Raw genomic sequence first — 26,095 nt, 5'->3', positions numbered from 1 at the left:
GAACCCCCATCGCGGCCTCGGCCGCCAGTGACGATACTGAAATGCCTTCTTCCCTCCAGCCCCACCGCCAGACCCGCCAGACCATCGTGCGCCTGCTTTCGAGCATGGCCAGCGCGAAGGAAATCAGCCAGTACCTCAAGCGTTTCTCGCAGCTGGACGCCAAGCGCTTCGCCGTGGTCAAGGTCGGCGGCGCGGTGCTGCGCGATGACCTCGATGCGCTCACCTCGTCGCTGTCGTTCCTGCAGGAAGTCGGGCTGACCCCGATCGTGCTGCACGGCGCCGGCCCGCAGCTGGATGCCGAGCTGTCGGCGGCCGGCATCGTCAAGCAGACCGTCAACGGCCTGCGCGTGACCTCGCCGGAAGGCCTGGCGATCGTGCGCCGGGTGTTTCAGGCCTCCAACCTGCAACTGGTTGAAGCCCTGCAGCAGAACGGTGCGCGCGCCACCTCGATTACCGGTGGCGTGTTTGAAGCCGAATACCTGGACCAGGCCACCTACGGGCTGGTCGGCGAGGTGAAGAAGGTCAACCTGGCCCCGATCGAAGCCAGCCTGCGCGCCGGCTCGATCCCGGTGATCACCAGCCTGGGCGAAACCCGCTGCGGGCAGATCCTCAACGTCAACGCCGACTTCGCCGCCAACGAACTGGTGCAGGAACTGCAGCCCTACAAGATCATCTTCCTCACCGGCACCGGCGGCCTGCTCGATGAAGAAGGCAAGGTGATCGACTCGATCAACCTGTCCACCGAGTACGACCAGCTGATGCAGCAGCCGTGGATCCATGGCGGCATGCGCGTCAAGATCGAACAGATCAAGGACCTGCTGGACCGGCTGCCGCTGGAGTCCTCGGTGTCGATCACCCGGCCTGCGGACCTGGCCAAGGAACTGTTCACCCACAAGGGCTCGGGCACGCTGGTGCGCAAGGGCGAGAAGGTGCTGCGCGCCACCACGTGGGCCGAGCTGGACCTGCCGCGCCTGAAGCAGCTGATCGAGTCCAGCTTCGGCCGCACGCTGGTGCCGGACTACTTCGACAAGACCCGCCTGCTGCGTGCCTATGTCAGTGAGAATTACCGCGCCGCGGTAGTGCTCACCGACGAAGCCGAAGGCGTGTACCTGGATAAATTCGCGGTGCTCGATGACGCCCAGGGTGAAGGCCTGGGGCGCGCGGTATGGAACGTGATGCTGGATGAAACCCCGCAGCTGTTCTGGCGCTCGCGCCATGGCAACCCGATCAATCATTTCTACTATGCGGAATCGGACGGCTGCTACAAGCAGGGTCACTGGAAGGTGTTCTGGTTCGGGGCCGATGGCTTCGAGCAGATCCAGACCTACGTGGACCATTGCGCCGTGCGCACGCCGAGCCTGGAGGGCTGAACCCCATGAATCACGCTGACTGGACCAAAGTCCCCACCCTGGACGGCACGCATGCACGGCTGGAGCCGCTGCAGATGGGCCATATCGACGGCCTGCGCGGCGCGCTGGGCGACGGCACGCTGTCCGCGCTCTGGTACACCCAGGTGCCGAGCGCCAAGACCACCACCCAGTACGTGCAGGCCGCATTGCAGGCGCAGGCCGAGGGCAAGGTACTGCCGTTCGCGGTGCTCGATGCCGACGGTCAGGTGGTGGGCACCACCCGCTACTACGACCTGGAGCCCGGCGTGCCCCGGCTCAGCATCGGCTACACCTGGTATGCGCAGACCGCGCAGCGCACCGGCATCAACACCGAGACCAAGCTGATGCTGCTCACGCATGCCTTCGAGCGGCTGGAATGCCTGAGCGTGGTGCTGGAAACCAGTTCCTTCAACACCGCCTCGAGGGCCGCCATCGCGCGGTTGGGGGCCAAGCAGGACGGCATCCTGCGCAACCACAAGCGGCATCCCGATGGCAGCCCGCGCGACACCGTCATCTTCTCGATCATCGATACCGAATGGCAGGACGTGAAGCGGCACCTGCAGGACCGTCTGGACGCCCACGCATGAGTACTTCCAGGACCTTTACCGTCGGCATCGTCGGTGCCCGCGGCCATACCGGCGCCGAGCTGATCGGGCTGATCGCCGCGCACCCGAACCTGCAGCTGGGCTTCGTTTCCTCGCGCGAGCTGGCTGGCCAGCCGGTTCCCGACCTGGTGCAGCGGGGCAGAGCCCCGCTCTACTTCGAAAACCTCGACGCCGATGCCGTGGCCGCCAAGGGCATGGATGCGGTGATCCTGGCGCTGCCCAATGGCCTGTCCGCCGCGTTCGTCACCGCGCTGGACGCGGCCAAGCCGGACACGGTGATCGTGGACCTGTCGGCCGACCACCGCTTCGAGGGCAGCTGGTACTACGGGCTGCCGGAACTGGGCCGTGGCAACTACCTGGGCCAGAAGCACATCAGCAACCCCGGCTGCTACGCCACCGCGATGCAACTGGCGATCAGTCCACTGCTCACGCAGCTGGCCGGGCCGCCGCAGTGTTTCGGCGTTTCCGGCTACTCCGGTGCGGGCACCTCGCCCTCGGACAAGAACAACCCCGAGCTGCTGCGCGACAACCTGATGCCGTACGCCTTGACCAACCACGTGCATGAGCGCGAGGTCACCGCGCACCTGCGCGTGCCGGTGGAGTTCATGCCGCACGTGGCAGCGCACTTCCGTGGCATCACCATGACCGTCAACCTGTGGTTGAACGAAGTGCATACGCGCGAGCAGATCCAGGCGCTGTACCAGGCGTTCTACGCCGACGAGCCGCTGGTGGAGGTGATCGACGAAGCCCCGTGGGTGAGCCGTATCGCCGGCCGGCACGGCGTGCAGATCGGCGCTTTCGACGTGGCCCCGGGCGGCAAGCGGGTGGTGGTGGTGGCGACCCTGGACAATCTGCTCAAGGGCGCGGCCACCCAGGCCATGCAGAACCTCAACCTGGCGCTGGGCCTGGACGAACTGGCCTCGATTCCGCACTGATCCCTTTCGGCGCGACGGGCCGACCGGCGCGCCCCCCTATCCGGCGGAGTGAATCCGCCCATGGAGCAAGACATGGCAGACCTTCTGTGGCAGAAGCCCGGCGTGGCGGTGGACGCCAGGATCCAGGCCTTCCTGGCCGGCGACGATGTGATCCTGGACCGCGAATTCTTCCTGTACGACGTGGCGGCCAGCAAGGCGCACGCGCAGGGCCTGCAGCACATCGGCATCCTCTCCGGTGACGAACTGGATGGCCTGCTGCGCGAGCTCGACGTACTCGATGCCGATTTCAGCAGCGGTGCGTTCGTGCTCGACGAACGTTTCGAGGATTGCCACTCGGCGATCGAAGCACGCCTGACCGAACGGCTCGGCGATGCCGGCCGCAAGATCCACACCGGACGCAGCCGCAACGACCAGATCCTGGTGGCCACCCGGCTGTGGCTGAAGGACAAGCTGCTGCACGTGGCGGGCCTGAGCCGTGAGATCGCCAAGGTCGCGCTGGACCGCGCGGAGGCTGAAAAGGACCTGCCGCTGCCGGGCTATACCCACATCCAGCGCGCCGTGGTGTCCTCGGCGGGCATGTGGTGGGCCGGTTGGGCCGAGGCCTTCATCGACAACGCGATCCGTGCCCACGACACCTTCGCGCTGATCGACGCCAATCCGCTCGGCACCGCCGCCGGTTATGGCGTGAACCTGCCGCTGGACCGCGCCCACACCACCGCCGCGCTCGGCTTTGCGCGCATGCAGGTCTCGCCGATCTACGCACAGCTCTCGCGGGGCAAGTTCGAGCTGGCCGCGCTGGAAGCGCTCGGCGGCGCGACCCTGGACCTGCGCCGCATCGCCTGGGATCTGTCGCTGTTCACCAGCGCCGAGTTCGGCTTTGTCGCGCTGCCGGCGCAGTACACCACCGGCAGTTCGATCATGCCCAACAAGCGCAATCCGGACGTGATCGAACTGATGCGCGCCACCCATGCCAGCGTGGCCGCCGCACGGACCGAGATCGAGCAGCTGCTGTCGCTGCCATCGGGCTACCACCGCGACCTGCAGAGCAGCAAGGGCGCGATCTTCCACGGCTTCGGCCGTGGCCTGGCCGCGCTGGAACTGCTGCCGGCGCTGCTGGCCAACCTGGAATGGCGCGACGACAAGCTGCGCGCGGCGATCGATTCGGGCATGTACGCCACCGACGTCGCGGTCGAAGCGGCGGTAGCCGGGGTGCCGTTCCGTGAGGCCTACAAGGCCGCTGCGGCCGGCGCCGACACGGCCGGGCAGGGGCGCACTCCCGAGGGCAGCCTGGCGGCGCGGGTGTCACCCGGTGCGGCGGCCGACCTGCGGCTGGATGAACTGCGCGCGCGCTGGGCGGCGCTGCTGTAATCGCGACGGCGGCCGCAAGGCCGCCGTTTTTCATGGCAATACGCACGTTTGAAAGGGCCTGCAATGAAAACCTGCTTCCTGGTACTGGTGACCCGTACCCCGGCGTTCCGCGATGCGGTCGGTGTTGAGCACGCGCGTTTCCTCGATGCGGTACGCAGCCGCGGCCAGCTGCTGCTGACCGGGGGGTTCAACGACAAGAGTGGCGGCGCCTACGTGCTGCAGGAGATGGCCGACCTGGCCGCCGCGCAGGCACTGGTGGATACCGACCCGCTGCTGGTGCACGGCAGTGCCACCGCGCGCATCCACGAATGGAACACGCGCTGAGGCGCAGCCCACCCATGACCCACACCGTGCAATCACCGTTCCCCGAACAACTGCTGCCGCCCTGGAAGCGTGCCGTGCTCAAGGTCGGCAGCAGCCTGCTGGCCGCCGATGGTGGTGGTTTGTCGCCGCGCCATGCGCTGGGGCTGGCCCAGTTCGTCTCGGCCAACGTGCTGGCCGGGCGCGAAGTGGTGATCGTGTCTTCCGGGGCAGTGGCCGCGGGCCGCGCGATCGTGCCGCGCGCGCTGGAAGCCGGCGCGGCGATGGCCGCGCGGCAGGCGCTGGCCGCGCTCGGCCAGGCCCAGTTGATCGGGCTGTGGCAGCGCTTCTTCGAACGCCCGGTGGCGCAGGTGCTGCTGACCCACGACGACCTGCGCAACCGCCGCCGTTACCTCAATGCGCGCGCCACGCTCAATGAACTGCTGCGATTGGGCGCGCTGCCGGTGGTCAACGAGAACGACACCGTCTCGGTGGACGAACTCAAGCTGGGCGACAACGACAACCTGGCCGCCACCGTGGCCGCGCTGATCGACGCCGACGTGCTGTTCATCGCCACCGACATCGACGGCCTGTACAGCGCCGACCCGCGCCGCGAGCCGCAGGCGCGGCCGATCCATGACGTACCCGAGCTTACTGCCGAGGTGCTGGGCATGGCCGGGGGCGCCGGCAGCGGTGCCGGCACCGGTGGCATGCACACCAAGCTGGAAGCGGCGGCCAAGGCCGGCCGGGTCGGCATCGACACCTGCCTGTTCAATGGCCGCCACAGCGATGTGGTGCGTGCGCTGGCGCAGGGGCGGTTGTTCGGCACCCGCATCCATGCCGCGCAGACCCGGGTGGCCGCGCGCAAGTACTGGCTGCGGCATGCGCCGCTGGAACCCGGCGCGGTCCTGGTCGATGCCGGTGCGGCCAACGCCCTGCGTGACAAGGGCGCCTCGCTGCTGCCCGGCGGCGTGGTGGCGGCCGAGGGCGATTTCCGGCGCGGCGACATGATCGAGATCCGGCTGCGCACCGATGCCGGTGAGGTGCACCTGGCGCGTGGGGTCAGCCAGTATTCGGCCAGCGACATCCGCCGCATCGCCGGCCGCCACTCGCGCGACATCGAAGGCGTGCTCGGTTACAACTACGGTGGCAATGTGATCCACCGCGACGACCTGGTGCTGCTGTGAGCCGCACCGACGAGGAGACCCGCATGAGCAGCATCCGCGAACAGGCCCTGCACTGCCGTGCCGCTGCACAGCAGCTGGCACAGTTGTCTTCCAGCGCCAAGGCCGACCTGCTGGTGGCGATGGCGGCCGCGCTGGACGCCGATACCGATGCTATCCTGGCGGCCAATACGCGCGACCTAGATGCGGCACGAACGAAAGGCACCGGCAGCGCGCTGCTGGACCGGCTGGCACTGGACCCCCGGCGACTCGCCGCCATTGGCGCGGCGCTGCATGAAGTGGCCGCGCTGCCGGACCCGGTGGGCAGCATCACCCGTGACGACGTGCGCCCCAATGGCATCCGCGTGCAGAAAGTGCGCGTGCCACTGGGGGTGATCGCGATGATCTACGAAGCCCGCCCGAACGTGACCGCCGATGCGGCGGCGCTGTGCATCAAGGCCGGCAACGGCGTGATCCTGCGCGGCGGCTCCGAAGCCATCCACTCCAACACCGCGATTGCCGCGTCACTCAAGCGCGCCCTGCGCCAGGCCGGCATCGCCGATGCCGCACTGACCCTGGTCGAGGACCTGCGCCGGGAGACCATGCTGGAACTGCTGCAGCTCAACGACCTGGTCGACCTGGCGATCCCGCGCGGGGGCGAAGGCCTGATCCGTTTCGTCGCCGAGCACGCGCGGGTGCCGGTGATCAAGCACTACAAGGGCGTGTGCCATCTCTACGTGGACCATGCGGCCGACCAGGCGTTGGCGCTGGGCCTGCTGGTGGACGGCAAGTGCAGCCGGCCTTCGGCCTGCAATTCGCTGGAGACGCTGCTGGTGCATGCCGATATCGCCGCCGCATTCCTGCCCAGGGTTGCCCAGGCGCTGAAGGCACGCGGCGTGGAGGTACGTGCCGATGCACGTGCGCGGCAGTGGCTGACCGAGGCCGCGCTGGCCACCGACGAGGACTACGCCGCCGAGTACCTGGACCTGATCATCGCCGTGCGCGTGGTCGATGACCTGGCGCAGGCGCTGGCGCACATCCAGCAGTACAGCTCGGACCACACCGAAGTGATCGCCACCCAGGATGCCGCAGCAGCCGAACAGTTCGTGCAGTCGCTGCGCTCGGCGGTGGTGATGGTCAACGCCTCCTCGCGCTTCTCCGATGGCGGCGAGCTGGGGCTGGGGGCGGAGATCGGCATCTCCACCACCCGCCTGCATGCCTACGGCCCGATGGGCCTGGAAGCGCTCACCGTGGAGCGTTTCGTGGTGCGTGGGGAAGGGCAGACGCGCGTCTGAACGACGCAGCGATTGAACACGTGCCGACCAACGGTCGGCACCTACCGACCAGCACCGGGTAGGTACCGACCGTTGGTCGGTACCCGTGCGCAGCACGGCATTGACCAGCCCAGGTAGGTACCGACCGTTGGTCGGTACGCGTGCGCAGCACGGCACAAACGCCGGGCATCAGCCGCCGATCACCCCGCCAGCACCTGTGCGGTGATCCGCACCGGCCGGGCCTGGTCATCCATGTGCAACGTCACCGATTTTGCCGCCGCCAGCTGCGCGGCCAGTGCCGGGCTGGCGCCCAGGTCACGGGCGATTTCGTCGCGGGTGGTGTCCTCCTGCGGGCTGCGGCGGTCCTTGCCGGAGAAGCGCATGCGGTTGTACTCGGCCCAGGCAATCAGCAGTGCCGCCGTGCACACCAGCATCACCGGCAGCGCAAACACCACGAATGGATCGACGCGCTGCTTGTATTCGTACAGCTGCAGCCAGGCCAGGCGGCCACCCAACAGCCACGAGACCAGGGTCACCAGCGGCGCCCACAGGTAGAAGTAGAACCCCCAGAACGCCAGCGTCACAAAGCCCCACGCGGTGCGCTGCAGGCGCGGTTGCTTGCGCGGCTTCTGGATCAGGCGTGAGTCGAAACGACGGGTGGATTTGACGGTGTTCATCGGATACCCCGGTCAGGACTGACCCAGACCGCCCGCTTGCCGCGACGCTTGAACAGCGTCTTGGGCAGGGCTACCAGGGTCGTGAACAGGCTGATGAGCCAGTACGCCATCGGGTACCAGATCACCCAGAAATAATTGCGTCCAATGTGAGTTTCGTAACGACGGTCGATGATCAGGCTGCTGGCAAACTGCAGCAGGCACACCAGCGCCAGGATCACCCCGTGCCACTGCGGCAGCAGCGTGGCGATGTACAGGTCCTGTGGCAGCGCGATGAACTTGCCCAGTGCCCACAGCACGATGATCGCCAGCATGGTGTAGGCCCACAGCACGCTCAACACATACTCCAGCAGCACGCCCCACATGCGCCGCTTGCGCCAGTCGAACAGCGACTTGCCATGCCGCAGCAGCACTTCCACGCCGCCCTGGGCCCAGCGCAGGCGCTGCCGCCACAGGCCCTTGATCGTTTCGGGCATCAGGATGAAACACAGCGCGTTGGGTTCGTAGCGGATATCCCAGTGGTCCAGCTGCAGGCGCCAGCTGATGTCGATGTCCTCGGTGACCATGTCGTCGGCCCAGTAACCGATGCGGTGCAGCGCGGTGCGGCGGAACGCGGCGATCACCCCGGAGACGGTGAAGATGCGCCCGTACACGCGCTGCGCACGCTTGATCATGCCGATGATCGAGGAAAATTCGGCCACCTGCAGCCGCCCCAGCAGGGTGGAGCGGTTGCGGATGCGCGGGTTGCCGGTGACAGCGCCCACGCGCGGGCCGGCAGTCAGATGCCAGACCATCCAGTGGGTGGCGTACTCCTCCAGCATCGCATCGCCGTCGATGCACACCAGATATTCCGAACGCGCGGCCAGTGCGCCCATGCGCAGTGCGTTGGCCTTGCCCAGGTTGCGGTCCAGGTGCACCACGCGCAGCCGCGGGTGCAGGGCGGCCATGGCATCCAGGCGCGCACCGGTATCGTCGCTGCTGCCATCGTTGATGGCGATCACTTCAAAGTCCGGGTAGTTCTGCCGCAGTGCCGAACCCAGCGTGTCGGTGAGGTTGTCGGCCTCGTTGTGGCACGGGATCAGGATCGAGGCGAACGGGTAGGTATCCATGGGCGGCGGATCATCGCGGTTGCGGGCCTTGCGCTCGCGCCGGAAGAAGTAATACAGCCCGCCGGACATCCAGAAGAACGCCATCACCATCGGATAGAAGAAGGCGAACTGGAACAGGGCGAAGAGGAACGGATGCATGGCAGCCTCACTTTTCCTCGTACGGGAAGCTGCGCGAGGACATCGCCGCGCGCGCATCGTAGGTGGACGGACGGTCGGCGATGAAATCGTCGGGATACCAGGCGAAATGACGCACGCCCTGCGCCTGCAGGCGACGGATCTGCGCACGCAGGCGCTCCCCGGGAATCGGCTTCTGGGTGCGCCAGTCCACCGTCTGCAGTTCGAACATGGTCTGGGACAGTTGCGGGTCGTGCTGGCGCACGGCCACCAGCAGCTTGTCCAGCCAGCGTTCCGGGTTGCGGCTGCCTTCCATCCACGGCATCGCCATCAGCGCGGTGTGGTCGTAAGCCTTGTTGAACAGGTCCAGGCGCTGGGCGAACCAGCGGGCGCTCTGCGGCTGCAGCACCGGCTGCGCGTACAGGTTGCGCACGGTCGCCAGCTTGGGCCGCCAGCGCTGCGCGGCGTTGCGCAGTTCCAGGGTGAAATCGATCAGCGCCTGGGTGCGCGCCCCGTCGTCGCCTTCGGCGGGCAGCTGGGTCAGTTCGGTGTCGCGCAGGTAGGCGTCATCGTGGAACAGCAGGCCCTCGAAGTAGGAATTGATCGCCAGGTCTTCGTAGATGTCCTTGATGATGCCGCGCACCTGCGGACGGGTGAAGTCCAGCCGGAAAATGCCATCGCTTTCCGGGCTGTCGATCGCCAGCGCCTTGCGGATGGCCGGGTCCTTGAGCTCGTAGCCCAACACTGGCAACCACGCATACACCTTGACCCCGGCACGGGTCTTGAGCTGCCAGGCGACGCGGTTGAACAGGTCCGCGCGCATCGGCAGGTGCCGGTTGGGGAAGTACAGCGCGTCGGCCGAGCCGTTGCCATCGGGATCGGCAAAGGCCTGCAGGAACACGTGGGTCGGGCCGACCTTCTTGACCCGCTCGATCAGCGCATCCAGGTTCCGGCCCTGCTGCACCGGGTCGGCGTCGTAGACCGCATCCAGGTCGATCTGCAGCGCGCGCATGCCATCGCGTTCGACATCGCGGCGCAGCTCGTAGGCCAGCTGGACCACGGTGGGGTTGTTGGTCACCAGCAGGCGCGCCAGGCCATGCAGGTCGCGGGTGACCGGGGTGCTGCGGCCTTCCAGGTCGAACGACACCGGCATGCCGAGCTGCTCGGCGATGTCGTTGCTCAGCGCGTTGTAGGCCGCATACGGCCACACGATGGCCTTGGGCGATACGCCGACGTTCTTCTGCAGCCGATCCACGCTCTGGCGCAGGTCGGCGCGCACCCGGGCCTGGTACTCGGCCGCGGTTTCATAGCGTTTGGCGGCAGGGTCGTAGATGCGGGTGATCACCGCCGGGGTGGAGTTGCCCTGCGGGTTGGACTGCACGCCGTGGTGCAGGTTGTCGGTATGGCTGGCCAGCTCGATCAGCCCGCTCCTGTGCATCTCGCGCAGTTGTTCCCAGGTGAGGAAGTCGTTGCGGGTGAAGGGGCGGTAGCCATAGTCGATCTGGCGGCCGGCGGGCATGTCCACATAATCGGTGATCACCGCTACCAGCGCCGGGTAGTTGTAGGCGCGCAGCAGCGGAAACACCTTGCTGTACACGCTGCGCAGGCCATCGTCGAAGGTCAGCAGCACGGGCTTGGACGGCAGCGGGGTGCCGCCCTGCGAGGCGGTGATCAGCTGCGACAGCGAGACCGGGTGGTAGCCGTGCGCGGACAACCAGTCCAGGTGCGCGGCGAAGTTCTGCGTGCTGACCGCATATGCGTCGGGGTCGCTGGTGGTGGCCACGTCATCGCGGATGTCGTGGTAGCTGAGCACCAGCAGCCCGTTGTCGGCTGCATCCAGGGTCGCCGCCGTCGGCTGTGCCTGCACCGGCACCACCACGGCCAGCACCGCCAGCAGCAGGCCCAGGGTCCATCGCTTCAAGTCCATGTGTCGCATGTCATTCACCCCAGCGCAGGCCAACATCAAGGCCGATATGTCGTTCACGTTGTCCGTCGTAGACCGGTCGCGACCAGCTCACGCCATACTCGAAGATCCGTCCTTCACCCAGCTGCCATTCGTGCCGGTACTCGGCCGAGGGCACCAGCGCGCTGCCGTAGCCCTGCTGCCAGTACTGGCCCACCGAGACCGTGAGGCGATGGCGGAAGTGGCGTTCGTAGTGGCGCCACAGCTGCTGGTCCACGCGCAGGCCCAGTTCGACCGAGCGGTCTTCGGAAGGATTGAAATACGGCACGTCGTCGCGGCTGCCGCGGCTGGCGTAAACGCTGCCCAGGCCATCGAGGAGCACCGTGGGGCGGGTCAGCAGGCGCTGTTCGATGGCGCTGTTGACGGTGTCGCGGCGGTTGCCGTCGTCGTAGCGGAACTGGCTGGCGCCCATGCTCCAATGGGTGCGCTCGTTGCGTCGGTAATCCACCGCCAGTGCCACGCTGTCGGCGGTGATGCCCGATACGCGGGCCTGCATCGAGGCGTCGGCATCGTTGCGCGCGGCGGTGATGACGGCGTGCCAGCGGTCGTTGAACTGCCAGCCCATCCCGGCACTCAAGCCGGTGTCGCCGATGTGGTCGTTGGCGCGGTTGACGAAGGCTTCGGCGTCGGCGCGGCCGTAGCGGTAGCGCGTGCCCAGGCCGACCCGCAGCGGGCTGATGGACTGGTCCTGGAAATCGACGTTGCGGCGGTCGGCGAAGGCAACCACGCGCCAGCGGTCGTCGATGACCGGCGACTGCACCTCCACCCCGTAGCGGCCGTCATCGTTGCCCAGCGGCGAGCTGCCGCCGCCACCGGAACTGCGGCCGCCTTCGGCATAGGCGTGCAGTTGCCAGCCGCGATGCGCGCGCCAGTTGCGGTCCATGCGCTGCACCGACGGCTGGCCGGGGTAGCGTTCCAGCAAGGTGTCGCGGAGCGGGCGGGCGAGGTCGTCGCGTTGCAGCTGCACATAGGCATCGTACTGGCCCAGCCGCGCCGGGACGTCGCGCGGGTCCAGCGTGTTGGCCATGCTGTAGCGCTCCAGCCCACGCCGCGGCCAGCCCCGCATCATGTAGACGTTGCCGAGCGACGACTGGGTGCCGGTGTTGCCCGGGGCGATCTCGACCATCTTCTCCAGCGCGCGCTGGGCGGTGGGCAGGTCGCCGCTGTAGGCGCGCACCATGGCCAGGTTGAGGTCGGCTTCGTAACGCGACCAGTTGGCGTAGGGGGCCTTGGCGCCATCGGTCCAGCGCCAGGCCGGTTCCTCGGCCTGCCATTTGCCGAGCAGGGCGATGGCGGTGTCGGCCTGTTCGTTTTCCAGGTAGGCATAGGCCAGTTCGGAGCGCACCTCCGGCTGCGAGGGGTCGGCCTTGATCGCCGCTTCGAGCACGGGAATCGCTTCGCGCGGGTGCTGGGTGGCCATCAGCGAGTCGCCGACGGTGGCCAGCAGGTAATTCGGCACCGGATGGCCGTCGGCCAGCAGGGCGCGGTACTCCTCCCGCACCTGGTCATGCCGGCCGAGCCGGTTGAGCAGGATCAGGCGGTCCTGGCGGATCCGCAGGGGCGCGCCCTGCACGCTGCCGCCAGTGCGATCCAGGTACTGCTGCATCTGCGCCAATGCCGCGTCGGCTTCGTCCAGGCGGGTGTCTTCGCTGGTGCCATAGGCCAGGCTCCAGCCGACCAGCTTGGCCAGGAAGTTGGATTCGAAGCGTTCCTTCTGGGCAGCGTCGAACAGCTGCGGGCGGGCCTGGTACAGCTGCCAGGCGCGATGGGCGTTGCCGATGTCCGACAGCGCAAGCACCTGCAGCTTGTACAGCAGCGCGTCGTCAGGCGATTGCTGTTGCGCGCGTTCGATCGCGGCCAGCGCGTCGAGCCATTGCGCGTTGTCGCGGTAGCGGCTGATTTCGGCCAGCTGTTCAGCGCGCGTGCCTGCCTGGGCCGCGTTGCAGGGGTAAACGAGTGTGGTGCATGCCAGGCCGACGCAGAGCGCCAGCAGCCGTTGGTTGTACATGAATCCCCCAGCGTCCTTTCAGAAGTGATCGACCAAAAGTGTGACGCACATCACATGTCAAACCTGACTTACTCTTCACTTGTTATCAAATTGTTAATTCTCGGGTTCGACAAAACAACCTGTCGAGACACACTCGAAACAGGCTGTAATGGCTTGATGCAAAAGATCATCCGGCCGCCGCCACGGCGCCTCCCCGGGGATCCACGCTCGCTGAAACCGTTCAGCGGGCCGGCATGGTGGCAGGCCCGGCCCAACTGCCTGCGCCAGCGCGCAGGTCAGTTTGCGACACGCTACGTCAGTAGCTGCGCAGGCGGTGTGTACAAGTGGCGCTTACCACTGGTCTTCGAGCTTCTGCGGTTTGCAGGCCACCCAGGAGGCGGTCAGCAGGACCACTGCGCAGAGCACCAGGAAGCCGAACGGGAGGTGCCAGCCGCCGCTGACGGCGTGCAGCCAGCCGAACAGGAACGGGCCGAGGCAGCTGAAAGCGTAGCCGACGCCCTGCATGAAGCCGGACAGGGCCGCCGAGCCGGCCGGGGTGCGGGTACGCAGGTTGATCAGGGTCAGGGCGAGGGGGAAGGTGGACGGCCCGACGCCGAGCAGGATGGCCCACAACCAGGGGGCTTTCATGGGCGCGAACAGCAGGCCGGCGAAGGCGATCAGGAAAGCGCTGAAGCCGATCAGGACCAGCGGGAACGGGTTGCGCAGGCGCACCGCCAGGGCCGGCATGGTCAGCGAAGGCAGCAGGCCGCAGGCAGCGAAGATGGCGACCATGATGCCGCCGAAGGCCGGCGTGGCGCCGGCTTCGACGACGATGCGCGGCAACCAGGTGAACATCGAATAGGTCATCAGCGAGGTCATGCCGAACATGAGCGTCATGCCCCAGCCGAGCGGGGTGCGCCAGACCTTGCCGTGGGGTTGCGCGCCGGGGTCGTTGGCGGCGCTGAGGGTGTCCGGGTGTGGGCGGCGGCGGGCAAGCATCAGCCAGGGCAGGGCGGCGGCGAGGGCGAGGATCGCCCAGATGCCCAGCGAGACGCGCCAGCCGGCCTGTTCGGCGAGGGGCACGGCGAGCAGGGCGGGCATCATGGTGCCTACCTGCAGGACGGTGATGTAGAGGGTGCTCATGGTGCCGACGCGGTTGGCGAAGTAGCGCTTCACCAGCGGCGGTACGACGACATTGCCGATGCCCATGCCGGCGAGGGCGACGATGGAGCCGAACAGCAGGCTGCCGATGCCGCCGGCCATCGAGCGCAGCAGCAGGCCGAGGGCGGCCAGGGCCATGGCGAGCAGGGCGGTGCGTTCCAGTCCGATGCGGCGGGCGAGCAGCGGGGTGGTGACGCCGAACACGGCGAACGAGGCGGTGGGCAGCATGCCGAGCACGCCGGTCATGGTGGTGCCGAAGCCGAAGGTGGTGCCGAGCAGGTCCAGCAGCGGGGTCACCGAGGTGACGGCAGTGCGCAGGTTGAGGGCGGCCAGCAGGATGGCGGCGAATGCCAGGACGCGTCCGTGCAGCAGGGACGAATGATGGGGCTGGGTTTGGGTCATGGCGTGGATCTCTTGCAGGTGACGCGATCACGGTGGGGGCCGGATGTGCGGAAACGCAGCGACCGGCGCCTGGCCGGATTCTGCGGAGACTCAATGGCAGGGATGGGGCAGACCGCGCGGGCATCCCGAGGCGGGCATTGTACCCGGGCCTTCCTCCGGGTAGTGCCGACCGCTGGTCGGTTGCGCCTGGCGGCCACCGGGGAAATCAAGGAACGAAAACAAAAAAGCCCGGAGGACGTTAGTCTTCCAGGCTTCAATGTGACCACTTGTATGGTCGGGGAGACAGGATTCGAACCTGCGACCTCTACGTCCCGAACGTAGCGCTCTACCAGACTGAGCTACACCCCGAAGGGAGCCGCCTATTCTAGCCATTTCCCCCGGTGGCGGCAAGGGGGAGGGCCGTACTGCGCGCTGCCGTGGCAGCGTTTCCTGCGGGGAACAAAAAAGCCTGGACAGCGTCACCAGGCTTCAATGCGACCACCGAAGTGGTCGGGGAGACAGGATTCGAACCTGCGACCTCTACGTCCCGAACGTAGCGCTCTACCAGACTGAGCTACACCCCGAAGGAGCCGCCAAGGATACGGTGTGAAGACCGGAGCGGCAACCTTTTTCTGCGTGTTTCCGCTGCTTTACCGCGGTGGGTTTTCGCTGCGGGCCGTTTCGCGGGCTTCAAACCACATGCCATTGAGGATGGCTACCACCGAGGCAAGGCCGGCGCCGAGGATCCAGGCGAAGTACCACATGGTCAATCTCCTAAGGTAGGTGCCGACCGTTGGTCGGCACGATTTGCAGGGTAGGTGCCGACCGTTGGTCGGCACGATATGCAGGGCAGGTACCGGCTGGTTGGCCGGCACACGGGCGATCAATACGCGTTGGGGTTGTCGCCCATTTCCTCGGCGGTCGTCTTGCCCTTCATGACCCGGTACACCCAGGTGGTGTAGGCGATGATGATTGGCAGGAAGATGGCCGTGGCCAGCAGCATGATCCACAGCGTGAGGTGGCTGGACGAGCTGTCCCAGACGGTCAGGCTGGAGATGGGCTGGCTGGAAGAGGGCAGCAGGAACGGGAAGATCGCAAAGCCGACGGTCAGGATGATGCCGGCGATGGAGGCACCCGAGGCGAGGAAGGCCAGGCCGCCACGGCGGGCCCGCAGCAGTACCGCGCTGCCCAATGCACCCAGCAGGCCCAGCACCGGGAACACCAGGGTGATCGGCATGGTGCTGTAGTTGCGCAGCCAGCCACCGGCGGTGGTGCCCAGTTCGGCGGTCTTGAGCAGCGGGTTGGTCGGGCCGTCGGTGACCACCTGCGAGGTGATCTGGTAGCCCGGCAGGCCGAAGGCCACCCAGGCGCCGGCGGCGGCGAACAACACGAAGCTGATCAACGCGGCAACGCTGCCATAGCGCGCCGACCGTTCGGCCACCGGGCCGTCGGTCTTGAGCACCAGCATGGCCGCACCGTGCGAGACCAGCATGGCAACGCTGATCAGGCCGGCCAGCAGCGCGAACGGGGTGAGCAGGCCGAAGAACGAGCCGGTGTAGAAGATGCGCATGCTGTCATCGAAGTGGTACGGCACGCCGAGCAGCACGTTGCCGACGGCAACGCCGGCAATCAGGCCGGGCACCAGCCCGCCGACGAACAGTACGCGGTCCCAGTTGTCGCGCCAGCGCTTGCCCGGCATCTTGCTACGGTACTTGAAACCGACCGGGCGCAGGATCAGGCCGAACAGCATGGCGAAGATGGCCAGGTAGAAGCCGGAGAAGCTCACCGCGTACAGCGGCGGCCAGGCGGCGAAGATCGCGCCGCCACCCAGTACCAGCCATACCTGGTTGCCTTCCCAGACCGGGCCGATGGTGTTGATCACCAGCCGGCGTTCTTCGTCGGTTCTGGCCACGAACGGCAGCAGGGTGCCGACGCCGAGATCGAAGCCGTCCATGACCGCCCAGCCCACCAGCAGGATGCCGAGCAGCAGCCACCAGATCACGCGGAGCGTGGTGTAATCAAGTGCAATGAATTCCATCTGGGTTCTCCTGCCTCAGGCCTGGCCTGGGGCGATGGCATTGGGGGAAACAGGGCGGATATCGGCCTGCAGCGACGGCAGGAGTTCATCCGGCCCCTTCCTGATTGCCTTGAGCATCAGCTTGACTTCGATCACCAGCAACACCGTGTACAGCGCGGTGAACACGGCCAGGGTGGTGAGGATTTCATGCAGGGCCAGGCCCGAGGCGGCGTAGAAGGTGGGCAGCACGCCATCGACGGCCCACGGCTGGCGGCCGTACTCGGCCACGAACCAACCGCACTCGATCGCGATCCACGGTGCCGGCAGCGACCACAGCGCAAGCTTGAGGAACCAGCGCTTGTCCTGGAAGTTGTTGCGGCAGGAGAAGTAGAAGGCCAGCGCGAAGAAGGCAATCAGGTAGAAGCCCAGCCCGGCCATGATCCGGAAGGTCCAGAACAGCGGGGCCACGCGCGGCACGGTATCCATCGCGGCCTTGGAGATTTCTTCCGGGGTGGCGTTGAGGATGTCCTCGCGGTAACGCTTGAGCAGCAGGCCGTGGCCCAGGTCCTGCCAGTGGCGGTCGAACACCTCGCGCGCTTCCAGGTCGTTCTTGTCCTTGCGCACGCGCTCCAGCGCACCGTAGGCGATCTGGCCGCCACGGATGCGGTGTTCGGCCCGGTCCACCAGTTCCAGGATGCCCGGGATCGGCTGGTCCAGCGAACGGGTGGCGATCAGCCCCATCAGGTACGGGATCTTGATCGCGTAGTCGTTGGTGTGGGTTTCCTGGTTGGGAATGCCGAACGCGGTGAAGTCGGCCGGGGCACGCTCGGTTTCCCACATCGCTTCGATCGCGGCCAGCTTCATCTTCTGGTGTTCGCTGGCGGCATAACCGCTTTCATCGCCCAGCACCACCACCGACAGCGAGGAGAGCAGGCCGAAGGCGGCGGCCACCGCGAACGAGCGGCGTGCCATGTCCTTGTGCTTGTTGCGCAGCAGGTACAGCGCGCTGATGGACATCACAAACACCGCACCGGTCACGTAGCCGGCACTGACCGTATGCACGAACTTGGCCTGGGCCACCGGGTTGAGCAGCACCGCGGCGAAGTCGACCACCTCCATGCGCATCGTTTCCGGATTGAACACCGCACCGGTCGGATTCTGCATCCAGCCGTTGGCAATCAGGATCCACACCGCCGACAGGTTGGTACCCAGCGCCATCAGCCAGGTCACGGTGAGGTGCTTGACCGGGGTCAGGCGCTTCCAGCCGAAGAAGAACAGGCCGATGAAAGTCGCTTCCAGGAAGAACGCCATCAACCCTTCGATCGCCAGCGGCGCCCCGAAGATGTCCCCCACGTAATGGCTGTAATAGGACCAGTTCATGCCGAACTGGAACTCCATCACCAGGCCGGTGGCCACGCCGATGGCGAAGTTGATGCCGAACAGCGCCCCCCAGAACAGCGTCATCTGCCGCCAGACCTGCTTGCGGGTCATGACGTACACGCTCTCCATGATGGCTACCATGAAGGACAGGCCGAGCGTGAGCGGGACGAAAAGGAAGTGGTACATCGCGGTCAGAGCGAATTGCAGCCGCGACAGTTCTACGACTGTCTGATCAATCATGGCCTGGCTACCTCGTTGGGTTTTGCGTTTCAGGTGGCGGGAAGGGGGGTCTACGGGATGAATTCTGTGACCTGCAACTTCAAACAGCCTTGATTCAGATCAATGTACACACGGACCGACGCGGTAATCGTATGCAATCGGGGCAGGCTGCGACCGCTTGCCGCACGGGGGGCCTGCCGGCACCCACTACAATCGACGGAAACCTCCTTGTGGCCGCCAGTGACCTGTCTTGAGCATACCCCCCGACGCCGCTGTTGTTGAGACCGCCGTGCTGCGCCGCCAGCGCCTGTCCTGGCTGGACGGGCTGGGGGCAGCCGCACGGGGCCGCAGGCGCTGGGCCGCGGCGTGCATCTGCCTGTCCGGCGCATTGCTGATTGGTCAGGCGGCGGCGATCGCCGGATTGATCCAGGCGGTGCTGGTGGAGCATCGCCCACTGGCCGACGCCATCCCGGTGTTGCTGGGGCTGTTGGCGGTGCTGGCAGTACGCGCGCTGCTGGGCAGTGCCACCCAGGCCGCTGCCGGCGAGGTGGCCGATGCGGCGCGGCTGGCGCTGCGCGAACGGGTGTACCAGCGGCTGCTCGCGCGCGGCCCGCTGTGGTTGCGCCAGCAGCGCAGCGGCGAGCTGGGCGAGCTGATGCTGGCCCATGCCGATGCGATTGAGAGCTATTACGCGGGGTATCAGCCGGTCCGCATCGAAGTGGTCGTGGTGCCGCTGTTGATTGTCGTGGCCGTGGCCTGGGCCGACTGGGTGGTGGCGCTGATCCTGATCTTCACCGCGCCGTTGGTGCCGTTCTTCATGATGCTGGTCGGCTGGGGCGCCGAAGCCGCCGGTCGCGCGCAGCTGGGCGAACTGGCGCGGATGGGCGGGCATTTCGCCGACCGTATCAAGGGGCTGGGCCTGCTGCGCCTGTATGGCCGTGGCGAGGCCGAGCTGGCGGGGGTGGCTGCCGCGGCCGAAGGCGTGCGCGAGCGCACTCTCAAAGTGCTGCGCATTGCGTTCCTGTCCTCGACGGTGCTGGAGTTCTTCGCCTCGGTGAGCGTGGCGATGGTCGCGCTGTATTTCGGCCTGAGCTACCTCGGCTTGATGTCGCTGCATGCGCAGGTGCCCACCTTGGGCGTGGGCATGTTCTGCCTGCTGCTGGCGCCGGAGTTCTATGCGCCGTTGCGCCGGCTGGCCGCGCACTACCATGACCGCGCCAATGCGCTGGCCGCCGCGGCCGAAGTGGAGCGGCTGCTCGGCGAGCTGCCGGCTGCCGGGGAGCTTGCCGATGCCGCCGCCATGCCCGTGCGCGTACCGGAACTGCTGGAACAGCGTGCGCCGCCGGTGGTGGTGCGCGATCTTTGCCTGCGTCCGCTGGGCGCCACGCACGATGTGGTGCAGCGGCTGTCGTTCCAGATCGAGCCCGGCCAGCGGCTGGCGCTGGTCGGCCCCAGCGGCAGCGGCAAGAGCACCCTGCTGGAGGCGCTGGCCGGTTGGTTGCCGCCGCAGTCGGGCAGCATAGTGCTGCGCCCGGGGCTGGAAGTGGGCTACGCCGGGCAGCGCCCGTACCTGTTCCACGGCAGCATCGCCGACAACCTGCGCCTGGCCGATCCCGGCGCCAGCGACGCGCGCCTGCGCGCGGTGGCCGAGGCGGCGCAGGTGATGCGTTTCGCCGCGGCCTTGCCGCAGGGCCTGGACACGGTGATTGGCGAGCGCGGTTTCGGTCTGTCCGGCGGCGAAGGACGCCGCATCGGGCTGGCGCGGTTGTTGCTGCGCGACCCGCAGGTGCTGTTGCTGGACGAACCCACCGCCTTCCTCGACGCGGACACCGAAGCGGACCTGCTGCGCACGCTGGGCGCCTTCGCACGCGGGCGCAGCGTGGTGATCGCCACCCACAGCGAGGCGGCCATGCGCTGGGCCGATACCCGCTTGACCCTGACCGCAGGCGGTACCCGCTTGGCCTCGGAGGCATCGGCATGAGTACCGGCCACCCCGATTCGCTCAACGGCGTGTTCGCCCGCCACCGCGGTCGCCTGCTGCTGACGGTGCTGCTGCTGTGGATCACCATGCTGGCCGGCACCGCGCTGCTGGGCCTGTCCGGTGGCTTCCTGACCGCCGCCGCGCTTGCCGGCGCGGCCGGGCTGGGCAGCGGTTTCAATTTCTTCTCGCCTTCGGCCGGCATCCGTGGCCTGACCATGGCGCGGATCGTGTCGCGCTATTTCGAAAAGCTGGTCGGCCACGATGTCACCCTGCGCATTGCCCGTGACCTGCGCGTGTGGTTCTTCCGGCGCGCGCTGCCGCTGGCCCCGGCACGCCTGGCCGGGGTGCGGACCGGTGAATTGCTGGCGCGGCTGATGTCGGACATCGGCGAAGTGGACGGCCTGCTGGTGCGGGCGATCGGGCCGCTGCTGGCGCTGGGCGGGATTTCGCTGGTGGGCGTGATTGCAGCGGGGATCATCTATCCGCCGGCAGCCGCGTTGTTGGCGGTGCTGGCGCTGCTGATCGGCGTTGGCGTGCCATGGCTGACCGTGCGCGGAGCGGGGCAGCAGGAACGCGACCGCGCGCTGCACCGCGCGCAGCTGCGCACGCAGGCATTCGAGGGATTGGAAGGCGCGGCCGACCTGACTGCACTGCAGGCGCGCGAGCATTGGAACCAGCGCGTACTGGTGGCAGCCAAACAATTGAAATCGCGCGATCGGCGCCGTCGCCTCCGATTGATCGGCGGCAATGCGCTGCACGGGCTATGCGCGGCGGGGGGGCTGGTGGCGATGCTGTGGCTGGCGTTGCAGGGTTTCCAGTCCGGTGCGATCGACGCGGCGCTGGCCGCCGGCCTGGTGTTCCTCACCGTGGCGCTGCTGGAACTGTGGGCGGGGATCGGCCTGGCCTGGCAGTCCTGGCTGTCAGGCCGGGTTGCGGCGGCGCGCCTGCAGCAGATTGTCGAGCAGGCTCCGGGCGTGGACGAACCGCGCGACCCGGTACCGGTGCCGGTCGAGGCGGCCACCCTGGCCTTCGAGCGCGTGGCGTTCCGTTGGCCGGGGCAGGCGCGTGCGCTGCTGGACGAAGTGCAGTTGCAACTGCAGCCCGGCGAGCGCATCGCCATCGGCGGCGACAGCGGGTGTGGCAAAACCACGTTGTCTTCGCTGCTGCTGCGGCTGTGGGATCCCGAGGCGGGCTACGTGCGCTACGGCGGTATCGACATCCGCCAGTTCCGACAGGCTGACTGGCACCGGCAGATTGCGTGGCTGCCGCAGAACGCGCCGGTGTTCGCCGGCAGCGTGGCCGACAACCTGCGCCTGGGCGACCCGGATGCGAGCGAAGCGCGGTTGTGGTCGGTGCTGGCCGACGTGCGGTTGCAGGGTTGGGCAGAGCAGATTGGCGGGCTGGACGCGTGGGTTGGCGAGAATGGCGCCACCCTGTCGGCCGGCCAGGCGCGGCGCTTGGCGCTGGCGCGGGCGCTGTTGCGTGAGGCGCCTGTTTTGTTGCTGGACGAGCCCACTGAAGGGCTGGACGTGGATACCGCGCATGCGTTGTTGCATGACATGGTGGCTGCGCTGGGCGAGCGTAGTTTGCTGATGATTACCCACGACGAGTTGCCGGACGGCATCGTGCATCGTCGTTATCGGTTGCGTGAGGGGCGGTTGGGGTAGGGGGAGTCGATAGGCTGTTTGGAATGCTGCGGTAGGTCCGCTGCTGGCCGAGAGTCGACATCACTCAAGACCCAAGCCGAGAATCGGCGCGGAATTTGCTGGGCTCTTACTCTTGGGTGTTGCCTCAGTTCTAGATGACTTGCCCAATGCTTAGTTCGTTACCACTCGGGTCCGCTATCCGGAAATCGCGCATGCCGTAGGGTCGATCCCCGATGGGGACAACGATCGTGACCCCCGCGGCCACGAGGGTTTCGTAATAGTCATCTATGCCTGATATGCCTAGATAGACGTGTGCCGCGCCAGCAGGCTTGGCGCCGACGCGTTGCGTGAGGGTGATTTCCATGCCGTCTTGGCAAACGGCCGCAATGTCGGCTGGCTCGCCCCACGACCACGCCAGGTCGAATCCGAGCTTGCTGCGATAAAACTCTATCGATTCTGTGAGGTGGTTTACTGAAAGGATGGGAGAGATAGACTCGATCTTCATAGGCTCGGAGACCTCTTCCGTACGCAGGCGTTGGCCGATGTTAGCTGCGGGCCGGAGGCAAACCTAGTGCTGGTATGTGCGCTTCTGGCCTTGGATTCAACTTATCGATGCCGCGGTTCGTCGGTATCACTCGACTGGTGTTTCATAGCCTGTCGCCTTGCGGGGCCGCTGCTCAGCTGGTTGACCACTTCTTCACACCCTCTCCACGTCTTCCAACTGCAGCTGAAAGCCGTTCATGGCTCCGGCCAAAAGCCCGCTATATTCCGGAGACCCCAGAAGAAAGGAGGGAGTGCAATGTTCCTGACCAAGCAGCAGTTGACGATGGCCCGTACGCTCGTTGTGGCGATTGTCGCCACCGTGGGCCTCAGTTCCTGTGCCACCTATAAGGACGAATTTGCAACGATCAACTCACGCCTCGATCAACTCGATGTGAAGGTGCAGGGCGCGGCCCAGAGTGCCGAGTCCGCCAATCAGTCTTCGCAGCAGGCCAACCAGCGTCTGGATCAGATCGAAGGGCGCGTCCAGCAGCTCGAAAGGGTGCCCGGTCGCAAGCCGCGCGGTTAGTCGCTCCTGATTGCAAGGATCGCCTGAATCGTGGACCGGTGGCCTTTGCGGGCCACCGGTTTTAGTTGATGCCACCGCTTTCACTGCTAAGGAGTTGTCCCATCAGTACCTGCTCTTCCCCTGCAATCCTCGGCCTGCGTGGCGCGCTGGCAATGGCGTTGGCCTTCGCCAGTATCGGCATGGCCAACGCCAAGGACGCCGCCCCGCAGCAGACCGGCGCCGTCGATGAGCTTCCGCCTGGCCAGGAAGTGTCCGAGACCGTGATTGAACTTGCAGGTTGGGTTGTTGCCAGCAAGGACAGCCAAGGCTATCCATTCGCGATCATGGACAAGGCGGCTGCACAGATCCTGATATTCGGCGGCGATGGCCGGCTGCGCGGCGCAGCGCCCGCGCTGTTTGGCTCGGCCACCGGCGATCATTCTGCCCCCGGCATTGCCGGGCTCGCGCTTCGCGCTATTCCGGGCCGGGATCGCACCACGCCCGCCGGTCGCTTCGTGGGCGGCTACGGCCCGTCCATCGACGCAGGGCGCGTGCTGTGGGTGGACTACGAGTCCGCCGTTTCCATCCATCCGACCCCGCCGGGCACCCCGGCCGAGAAGCGCGCCGAACGCCTTGCATCGCCTTCCCCGGACGACAACCGCGTCACCCACGGTTGCATCAACGTTTCGTCCGAGTTCTACGAGCGAATCGTCCAATCCACGTTCGAGCGGGGCGGGGTGTTCTACGTCCTGCCAGATAAAGCGTCGATAGCGGAGACCTTCCCGGACTTCGCGAAAAGTCGCGCGACGGTGAAACACGACGATGAAGGGCGCGAACGTTCCGCCAGCAAGTGAGTGGTAACTGGAAATGTTCGTAGTAGTGGGCATAGCACATAGGATGTGGCTGGCCAGCGCTGCGCCGCGCGCTTGCGTGATCTCGAACGCAGCCAATGGGCCCATCACGACAGCGGTTTAGGCACGGTGAACCAACCTGTGCAGATCAACAGAAACAAGCGATTTTCCATCTTCTGCACCCTCCCGCATGGTGTGTTCCGGAGTCTAGAACCTCCGCGAATGCGACAGTGGTACTTCCTGCGTCGGGAGTGGGCGAAATACAACACCCTCGTGGAAATACGCCCACCGGACATTCGCACGGTTCTAGCCTCCCGACACCCTCGCCATCCCGGCGAGGGTGATTCTTCCAGGAGGGGCATCATGCAGGCGCAGTGGCTCAGTTCACCGTTGTTCGAGCCCCCCAAACGCAAACCCTACGCCCGTCCGGCGCCCTGTTGCAAAGTGGGCGGGCAGTTCTATCCCATCCGCGAAGAGTACGGCAGCGAGGAAGTCGTGCCTTACATCCGCCTGCGCGGCCGCTGGCTGGACACATTCGGCTTCGATGTGGGTCCTCGCCTGAAGATCGAAGCGCGGCATGGCTGCATCATCCTGACGGTGGTTGAACGCCCGGTGCCGGTTCCCGTGAAGATCCCGCGCAAGCTCCAACGTGCTGCCCGCGAGGCAGCATCGGGTGCGGATGCGCGTGCGGGGAGCGCGCCATGAACGCGCGCGTGGTGATGCAGGTTGAGGTAGACGCGGGGCTGTGCGCACGCTTTCAGGAAACAGCGGCGCGTAAGCACCGTGGCGCGACCAGGTGCTGGGTCGGCTGATGCGGGAGTACGTGGTGGGCGGCAACAACGAGGCCAACGAGCGCAGGCCGAAGGCGGTCGGCGACGACAGGAGTTTGGAGGAGCTGGCACGGCAGCAGCACGGATGGCATTGCTGTCCGTTCGGCGGGGATTGAATCGCTGCGGGCGTCTGGAGGCGTCGTATGCGGTAGTGCGGCGTACGGGCGAGCAGTGATCGGGAATCCGGAGTGCCGGCCAGAGGCCGGCACTACCTCAGCAGCACGGCCAGCGAGGCGATGTTGGCCAGCACGCACAGCGCGAACACCCATTGAAACGCGGTCTTGCGGTGCTTGTGGCGGAACACCGACTGGCCCAGCAGTGCGCCCGGCCAGCCACCGGCGAAGGCCAACAATTGCAGGGTGCGTTCGGGCGTGCGCCAGTTGCCGTGGCGGGCGGCACGCTTGTCATGCCCGTACAGTGCGAACGCCAGAACGCTGGCCAGCAAGTACCAGGCGGCCAGCCAGGCGGGTAGCACGCCGGTGATCGTCGCGGCGATCAACGCGCCTGCCGCAGCCAAGGCGAGGTAGCGCCGCGCGTGCGTCACAGCGCGGCGAGGAACTCGCTTACCGCCGGCCCGAACCGCGCGAAATCCACCAGGAACGCGTCATGCCCCTGCGGCGAATCCAACCCGATGAACGCTGCGTCGGCACCGCCGGCACGCAGGCCGTCGGCGATCTGCTGTTGTTGCTGCACCGGGAACAGGATGTCAGTGTTGGCGCCGATCGCCAGCACCTTGGCCACCTGGATCTTCGCCAGCCCGGCGAGCACGTCGCCATCGCCATACTCGGCCAGGTCGAACCAGTCCATCGAGCGGCTCAGGTACAGGTAGCAGTTGGGGTCGAAGAAGCGCACGAAGCGCCGCGCATGGCCTTCCAGGTAACTTTCCACCTGGAACTCCAGCCCAAACGGATCATCGTCGGCCTGGTCCGAATCCAACCGCACGCGGCCGAAGCGGCCGTCCCATTCCAGCGCCGAGCGATAGGTGATCACGCCTAGCTTGCGCGCCATGCGCATGCCCGATTCGGGGTAGCTGTCTTCGTTGTACTGGCCGCCGTCCCATTTGGGATCCAGCCGGATCGCCTCGCGCTGCAACGAGCGGATCGCGATCGAGAATGGCAACGCCTGCGCGCTGCCGGAAATGTTGATGTGGCTGCGCGCGATACCGGGGTGCAGCAGCAACAGCGCCAGCGCGGTCATGCCGCCCATCGAGTTGCCGATCACGCAGGCCAGCTGCTGGATGCCCAACGCCTGCACCACCTCGACCGCGGCGCGTGCGCCGTCTTCGATCGACAACTCGGGAAACTGCAGGCGGTACAACGCGCCGGTGGCCGGGTCGATGGTGGCCGGCCCGGTGGAGCCCTTGCAGCTGCCCAGCGAGTTCACGCAGACCACGAACCAGCGATCGGTGTCGATCGGCTTGCCCGGCCCGAGCATGCCTTCCCACCAGCCTGCGGCCGGGTTGACCGCATTGGCAGCGGCATGCGCATCGGGCGACAGCCCGGTGACGATGAGGATCGCATTGCCGGCCTCGGCATCCAGCGTGCCCCAGGTCTCAAAGGCCGCATGCGCGCCCACCAGCTGCCCGCCGCGCTTGATGGGAAACGGCGAGGGCAGGGCGTGGTAACGCGTACCGGGGGGGATGAATTCAGTCATGCGCGCAGTTTAGCCGGGTCGGCGTGGCGCGCCGTACCACTGACGGCA

Annotated in this window: 23 protein-coding genes and 2 tRNA genes; 12 read left to right on the top strand and 13 right to left on the bottom strand. The window is 66.7% G+C overall.

What is annotated here, in order from left to right; genetic code table 11:
• The first annotated feature begins 41 nt into the window (after window positions 1-41).
• From AC3IR9_RS13635 to AC3IR9_RS13605, 7 genes are all read left to right on the top strand, one after another.
• Window positions 42-1,370 carry an acetylglutamate kinase gene (locus AC3IR9_RS13635; protein WP_489291256.1) on the top strand — a complete coding sequence of 443 codons (1,329 nt, stop codon included), beginning with the start codon at window positions 42-44 and terminating at the stop codon, window positions 1,368-1,370.
• A 5-nt stretch (window positions 1,371-1,375) separates the two neighbouring features.
• Window positions 1,376-1,975, top strand: a complete 600-nt coding sequence (locus AC3IR9_RS13630; RefSeq protein ID WP_489291255.1) for a GNAT family N-acetyltransferase — start codon at window positions 1,376-1,378, stop codon at window positions 1,973-1,975.
• A complete protein-coding gene (argC, locus tag AC3IR9_RS13625; RefSeq protein ID WP_489291254.1) occupies window positions 1,972-2,928 on the top strand; it encodes an N-acetyl-gamma-glutamyl-phosphate reductase in 957 nt (318 codons plus the stop codon). Before AC3IR9_RS13630 ends, argC begins: the two co-directional genes overlap by 4 nt.
• Window positions 2,929-3,000: 72 nt before the next feature.
• A complete protein-coding gene (argH, locus tag AC3IR9_RS13620) occupies window positions 3,001-4,296 on the top strand; it encodes an argininosuccinate lyase (RefSeq protein ID WP_489291253.1) in 1,296 nt (431 codons plus the stop codon).
• A 63-nt stretch (window positions 4,297-4,359) separates the two neighbouring features.
• On the top strand, window positions 4,360-4,620 hold the full coding sequence (locus AC3IR9_RS13615; protein WP_489291252.1) for a YciI family protein: 261 nt from the start codon (window positions 4,360-4,362) through the stop codon (window positions 4,618-4,620).
• Between the two features lie 14 nt (window positions 4,621-4,634).
• On the top strand, window positions 4,635-5,783 hold the full coding sequence (proB, locus tag AC3IR9_RS13610) for a glutamate 5-kinase (protein ID WP_489291251.1): 1,149 nt from the start codon (window positions 4,635-4,637) through the stop codon (window positions 5,781-5,783).
• A 23-nt stretch (window positions 5,784-5,806) separates the two neighbouring features.
• On the top strand, window positions 5,807-7,054 hold the full coding sequence (locus AC3IR9_RS13605) for a glutamate-5-semialdehyde dehydrogenase (protein WP_489291250.1): 1,248 nt from the start codon (window positions 5,807-5,809) through the stop codon (window positions 7,052-7,054).
• A gap of 179 nt (window positions 7,055-7,233) precedes the next feature.
• Here the strand turns inward: AC3IR9_RS13605 and pgaD are convergent, their stop codons facing one another.
• The 10 genes from pgaD to AC3IR9_RS13555 all read right to left on the bottom strand — a co-directional run bounded on the left by pgaD (window position 7,234) and on the right by AC3IR9_RS13555 (window position 18,059).
• Window positions 7,234-7,710, bottom strand: a complete 477-nt coding sequence (pgaD, locus tag AC3IR9_RS13600) for a poly-beta-1,6-N-acetyl-D-glucosamine biosynthesis protein PgaD (RefSeq protein WP_489291249.1) — start codon at window positions 7,708-7,710, stop codon at window positions 7,234-7,236.
• Window positions 7,707-8,954 carry a poly-beta-1,6-N-acetyl-D-glucosamine synthase gene (gene pgaC / locus AC3IR9_RS13595; RefSeq protein ID WP_489291248.1) on the bottom strand — a complete coding sequence of 416 codons (1,248 nt, stop codon included), beginning with the start codon at window positions 8,952-8,954 and terminating at the stop codon, window positions 7,707-7,709. The genes pgaD and pgaC overlap by 4 nt, the downstream gene beginning before the upstream one ends.
• 7 nt (window positions 8,955-8,961) lie before the next feature.
• A complete protein-coding gene (pgaB, locus tag AC3IR9_RS13590; RefSeq protein WP_489291247.1) occupies window positions 8,962-10,857 on the bottom strand; it encodes a poly-beta-1,6-N-acetyl-D-glucosamine N-deacetylase PgaB in 1,896 nt (631 codons plus the stop codon).
• Window positions 10,858-10,867: 10 nt separating this feature from the next.
• Window positions 10,868-12,901 carry a poly-beta-1,6 N-acetyl-D-glucosamine export porin PgaA gene (pgaA, locus tag AC3IR9_RS13585; RefSeq protein ID WP_489291246.1) on the bottom strand — a complete coding sequence of 678 codons (2,034 nt, stop codon included), beginning with the start codon at window positions 12,899-12,901 and terminating at the stop codon, window positions 10,868-10,870.
• Between the two features lie 330 nt (window positions 12,902-13,231).
• Entirely contained in the window at window positions 13,232-14,443 is a 1,212-nt protein-coding gene (locus AC3IR9_RS13580; protein WP_489291245.1) for an MFS transporter, read from the bottom strand.
• A 271-nt stretch (window positions 14,444-14,714) separates the two neighbouring features.
• Window positions 14,715-14,791: transfer RNA gene (locus tag AC3IR9_RS13575), tRNA-Pro, on the bottom strand.
• A gap of 138 nt (window positions 14,792-14,929) precedes the next feature.
• Window positions 14,930-15,006 (bottom strand) — tRNA-Pro (locus AC3IR9_RS13570).
• A gap of 66 nt (window positions 15,007-15,072) precedes the next feature.
• Window positions 15,073-15,186, bottom strand: a complete 114-nt coding sequence (cydX, locus tag AC3IR9_RS13565) for a cytochrome bd-I oxidase subunit CydX (protein WP_489291244.1) — start codon at window positions 15,184-15,186, stop codon at window positions 15,073-15,075.
• A 119-nt stretch (window positions 15,187-15,305) separates the two neighbouring features.
• On the bottom strand, window positions 15,306-16,460 hold the full coding sequence (gene cydB / locus AC3IR9_RS13560; RefSeq protein WP_489291243.1) for a cytochrome d ubiquinol oxidase subunit II: 1,155 nt from the start codon (window positions 16,458-16,460) through the stop codon (window positions 15,306-15,308).
• 15 nt (window positions 16,461-16,475) lie between these two features.
• Window positions 16,476-18,059 carry a cytochrome ubiquinol oxidase subunit I gene (locus AC3IR9_RS13555; RefSeq protein ID WP_489291242.1) on the bottom strand — a complete coding sequence of 528 codons (1,584 nt, stop codon included), beginning with the start codon at window positions 18,057-18,059 and terminating at the stop codon, window positions 16,476-16,478.
• Window positions 18,060-18,288: 229 nt separating this feature from the next.
• Between AC3IR9_RS13555 and cydD the strand changes: the two genes are divergently transcribed.
• A complete protein-coding gene (gene cydD / locus AC3IR9_RS13550) occupies window positions 18,289-20,019 on the top strand; it encodes a thiol reductant ABC exporter subunit CydD (RefSeq protein ID WP_489291241.1) in 1,731 nt (576 codons plus the stop codon).
• The gene (gene cydC, locus AC3IR9_RS13545) at window positions 20,016-21,686 is read left to right on the top strand and encodes a thiol reductant ABC exporter subunit CydC (RefSeq protein WP_489291240.1); all 1,671 of its coding nucleotides are present in this window, start codon (window positions 20,016-20,018) and stop codon (window positions 21,684-21,686) included. Before cydD ends, cydC begins: the two co-directional genes overlap by 4 nt.
• A gap of 130 nt (window positions 21,687-21,816) precedes the next feature.
• Here cydC and AC3IR9_RS13540 read toward each other — a convergent pair whose 3' ends face one another.
• Window positions 21,817-22,170: a VOC family protein gene (locus AC3IR9_RS13540; protein WP_489291239.1), complete on the bottom strand. Its 354-nt coding sequence runs from the start codon at window positions 22,168-22,170 to the stop codon at window positions 21,817-21,819.
• A 294-nt stretch (window positions 22,171-22,464) separates the two neighbouring features.
• Between AC3IR9_RS13540 and AC3IR9_RS13535 the strand changes: the two genes are divergently transcribed.
• From AC3IR9_RS13535 to AC3IR9_RS13525, 3 genes are all read left to right on the top strand, one after another.
• Window positions 22,465-22,734, top strand: coding sequence for a hypothetical protein (locus AC3IR9_RS13535; RefSeq protein ID WP_489291238.1), 270 nt, complete (start codon window positions 22,465-22,467; stop codon window positions 22,732-22,734).
• A 152-nt stretch (window positions 22,735-22,886) separates the two neighbouring features.
• On the top strand, window positions 22,887-23,567 hold the full coding sequence (locus AC3IR9_RS13530) for a hypothetical protein (RefSeq protein WP_489291237.1): 681 nt from the start codon (window positions 22,887-22,889) through the stop codon (window positions 23,565-23,567).
• 360 nt (window positions 23,568-23,927) lie between these two features.
• Window positions 23,928-24,269 (top strand): SymE family type I addiction module toxin, encoded by a 342-nt coding sequence (locus AC3IR9_RS13525; RefSeq protein WP_489291236.1) that lies wholly within the window; start codon window positions 23,928-23,930, stop codon window positions 24,267-24,269.
• A gap of 333 nt (window positions 24,270-24,602) precedes the next feature.
• Here the strand turns inward: AC3IR9_RS13525 and AC3IR9_RS13520 are convergent, their stop codons facing one another.
• On the bottom strand, window positions 24,603-24,938 hold the full coding sequence (locus AC3IR9_RS13520; protein ID WP_489291235.1) for a DUF1294 domain-containing protein: 336 nt from the start codon (window positions 24,936-24,938) through the stop codon (window positions 24,603-24,605).
• Window positions 24,935-26,047: a homoserine O-acetyltransferase MetX gene (gene metX / locus AC3IR9_RS13515; protein WP_489291234.1), complete on the bottom strand. Its 1,113-nt coding sequence runs from the start codon at window positions 26,045-26,047 to the stop codon at window positions 24,935-24,937. Before metX ends, AC3IR9_RS13520 begins: the two co-directional genes overlap by 4 nt.
• Window positions 26,048-26,095 lie beyond the last annotated feature (48 nt).

Source organism: Stenotrophomonas sp. GL_101 (assembly GCF_057835675.1).
This window is presented reverse-complemented; position numbering and strand designations above follow the sequence as displayed.

Coding starts and splice junctions, on each gene's coding strand:
- pgaB (WP_489291247.1), bottom strand. CDS start 10,857: ATGGACTTGAAGCGATGGACCCTGGGCCTGCTGCTGGCGGTGCTGGCC.
- argC (WP_489291254.1), top strand. CDS start 1,972: ATGAGTACTTCCAGGACCTTTACCGTCGGCATCGTCGGTGCCCGCGGC.
- AC3IR9_RS13635 (WP_489291256.1), top strand. CDS start 42: ATGCCTTCTTCCCTCCAGCCCCACCGCCAGACCCGCCAGACCATCGTG.
- AC3IR9_RS13525 (WP_489291236.1), top strand. CDS start 23,928: ATGCAGGCGCAGTGGCTCAGTTCACCGTTGTTCGAGCCCCCCAAACGC.
- AC3IR9_RS13605 (WP_489291250.1), top strand. CDS start 5,807: ATGAGCAGCATCCGCGAACAGGCCCTGCACTGCCGTGCCGCTGCACAG.
- pgaD (WP_489291249.1), bottom strand. CDS start 7,710: ATGAACACCGTCAAATCCACCCGTCGTTTCGACTCACGCCTGATCCAG.
- cydB (WP_489291243.1), bottom strand. CDS start 16,460: ATGGAATTCATTGCACTTGATTACACCACGCTCCGCGTGATCTGGTGG.
- pgaA (WP_489291246.1), bottom strand. CDS start 12,901: ATGTACAACCAACGGCTGCTGGCGCTCTGCGTCGGCCTGGCATGCACC.
- AC3IR9_RS13580 (WP_489291245.1), bottom strand. CDS start 14,443: ATGACCCAAACCCAGCCCCATCATTCGTCCCTGCTGCACGGACGCGTC.
- AC3IR9_RS13555 (WP_489291242.1), bottom strand. CDS start 18,059: ATGATTGATCAGACAGTCGTAGAACTGTCGCGGCTGCAATTCGCTCTG.
- proB (WP_489291251.1), top strand. CDS start 4,635: ATGACCCACACCGTGCAATCACCGTTCCCCGAACAACTGCTGCCGCCC.
- cydC (WP_489291240.1), top strand. CDS start 20,016: ATGAGTACCGGCCACCCCGATTCGCTCAACGGCGTGTTCGCCCGCCAC.
- argH (WP_489291253.1), top strand. CDS start 3,001: ATGGCAGACCTTCTGTGGCAGAAGCCCGGCGTGGCGGTGGACGCCAGG.
- AC3IR9_RS13540 (WP_489291239.1), bottom strand. CDS start 22,170: ATGAAGATCGAGTCTATCTCTCCCATCCTTTCAGTAAACCACCTCACA.
- AC3IR9_RS13530 (WP_489291237.1), top strand. CDS start 22,887: ATGGCGTTGGCCTTCGCCAGTATCGGCATGGCCAACGCCAAGGACGCC.
- metX (WP_489291234.1), bottom strand. CDS start 26,047: ATGACTGAATTCATCCCCCCCGGTACGCGTTACCACGCCCTGCCCTCG.
- pgaC (WP_489291248.1), bottom strand. CDS start 8,954: ATGCATCCGTTCCTCTTCGCCCTGTTCCAGTTCGCCTTCTTCTATCCG.
- AC3IR9_RS13615 (WP_489291252.1), top strand. CDS start 4,360: ATGAAAACCTGCTTCCTGGTACTGGTGACCCGTACCCCGGCGTTCCGC.
- AC3IR9_RS13535 (WP_489291238.1), top strand. CDS start 22,465: ATGTTCCTGACCAAGCAGCAGTTGACGATGGCCCGTACGCTCGTTGTG.
- cydX (WP_489291244.1), bottom strand. CDS start 15,186: ATGTGGTACTTCGCCTGGATCCTCGGCGCCGGCCTTGCCTCGGTGGTA.
- AC3IR9_RS13630 (WP_489291255.1), top strand. CDS start 1,376: ATGAATCACGCTGACTGGACCAAAGTCCCCACCCTGGACGGCACGCAT.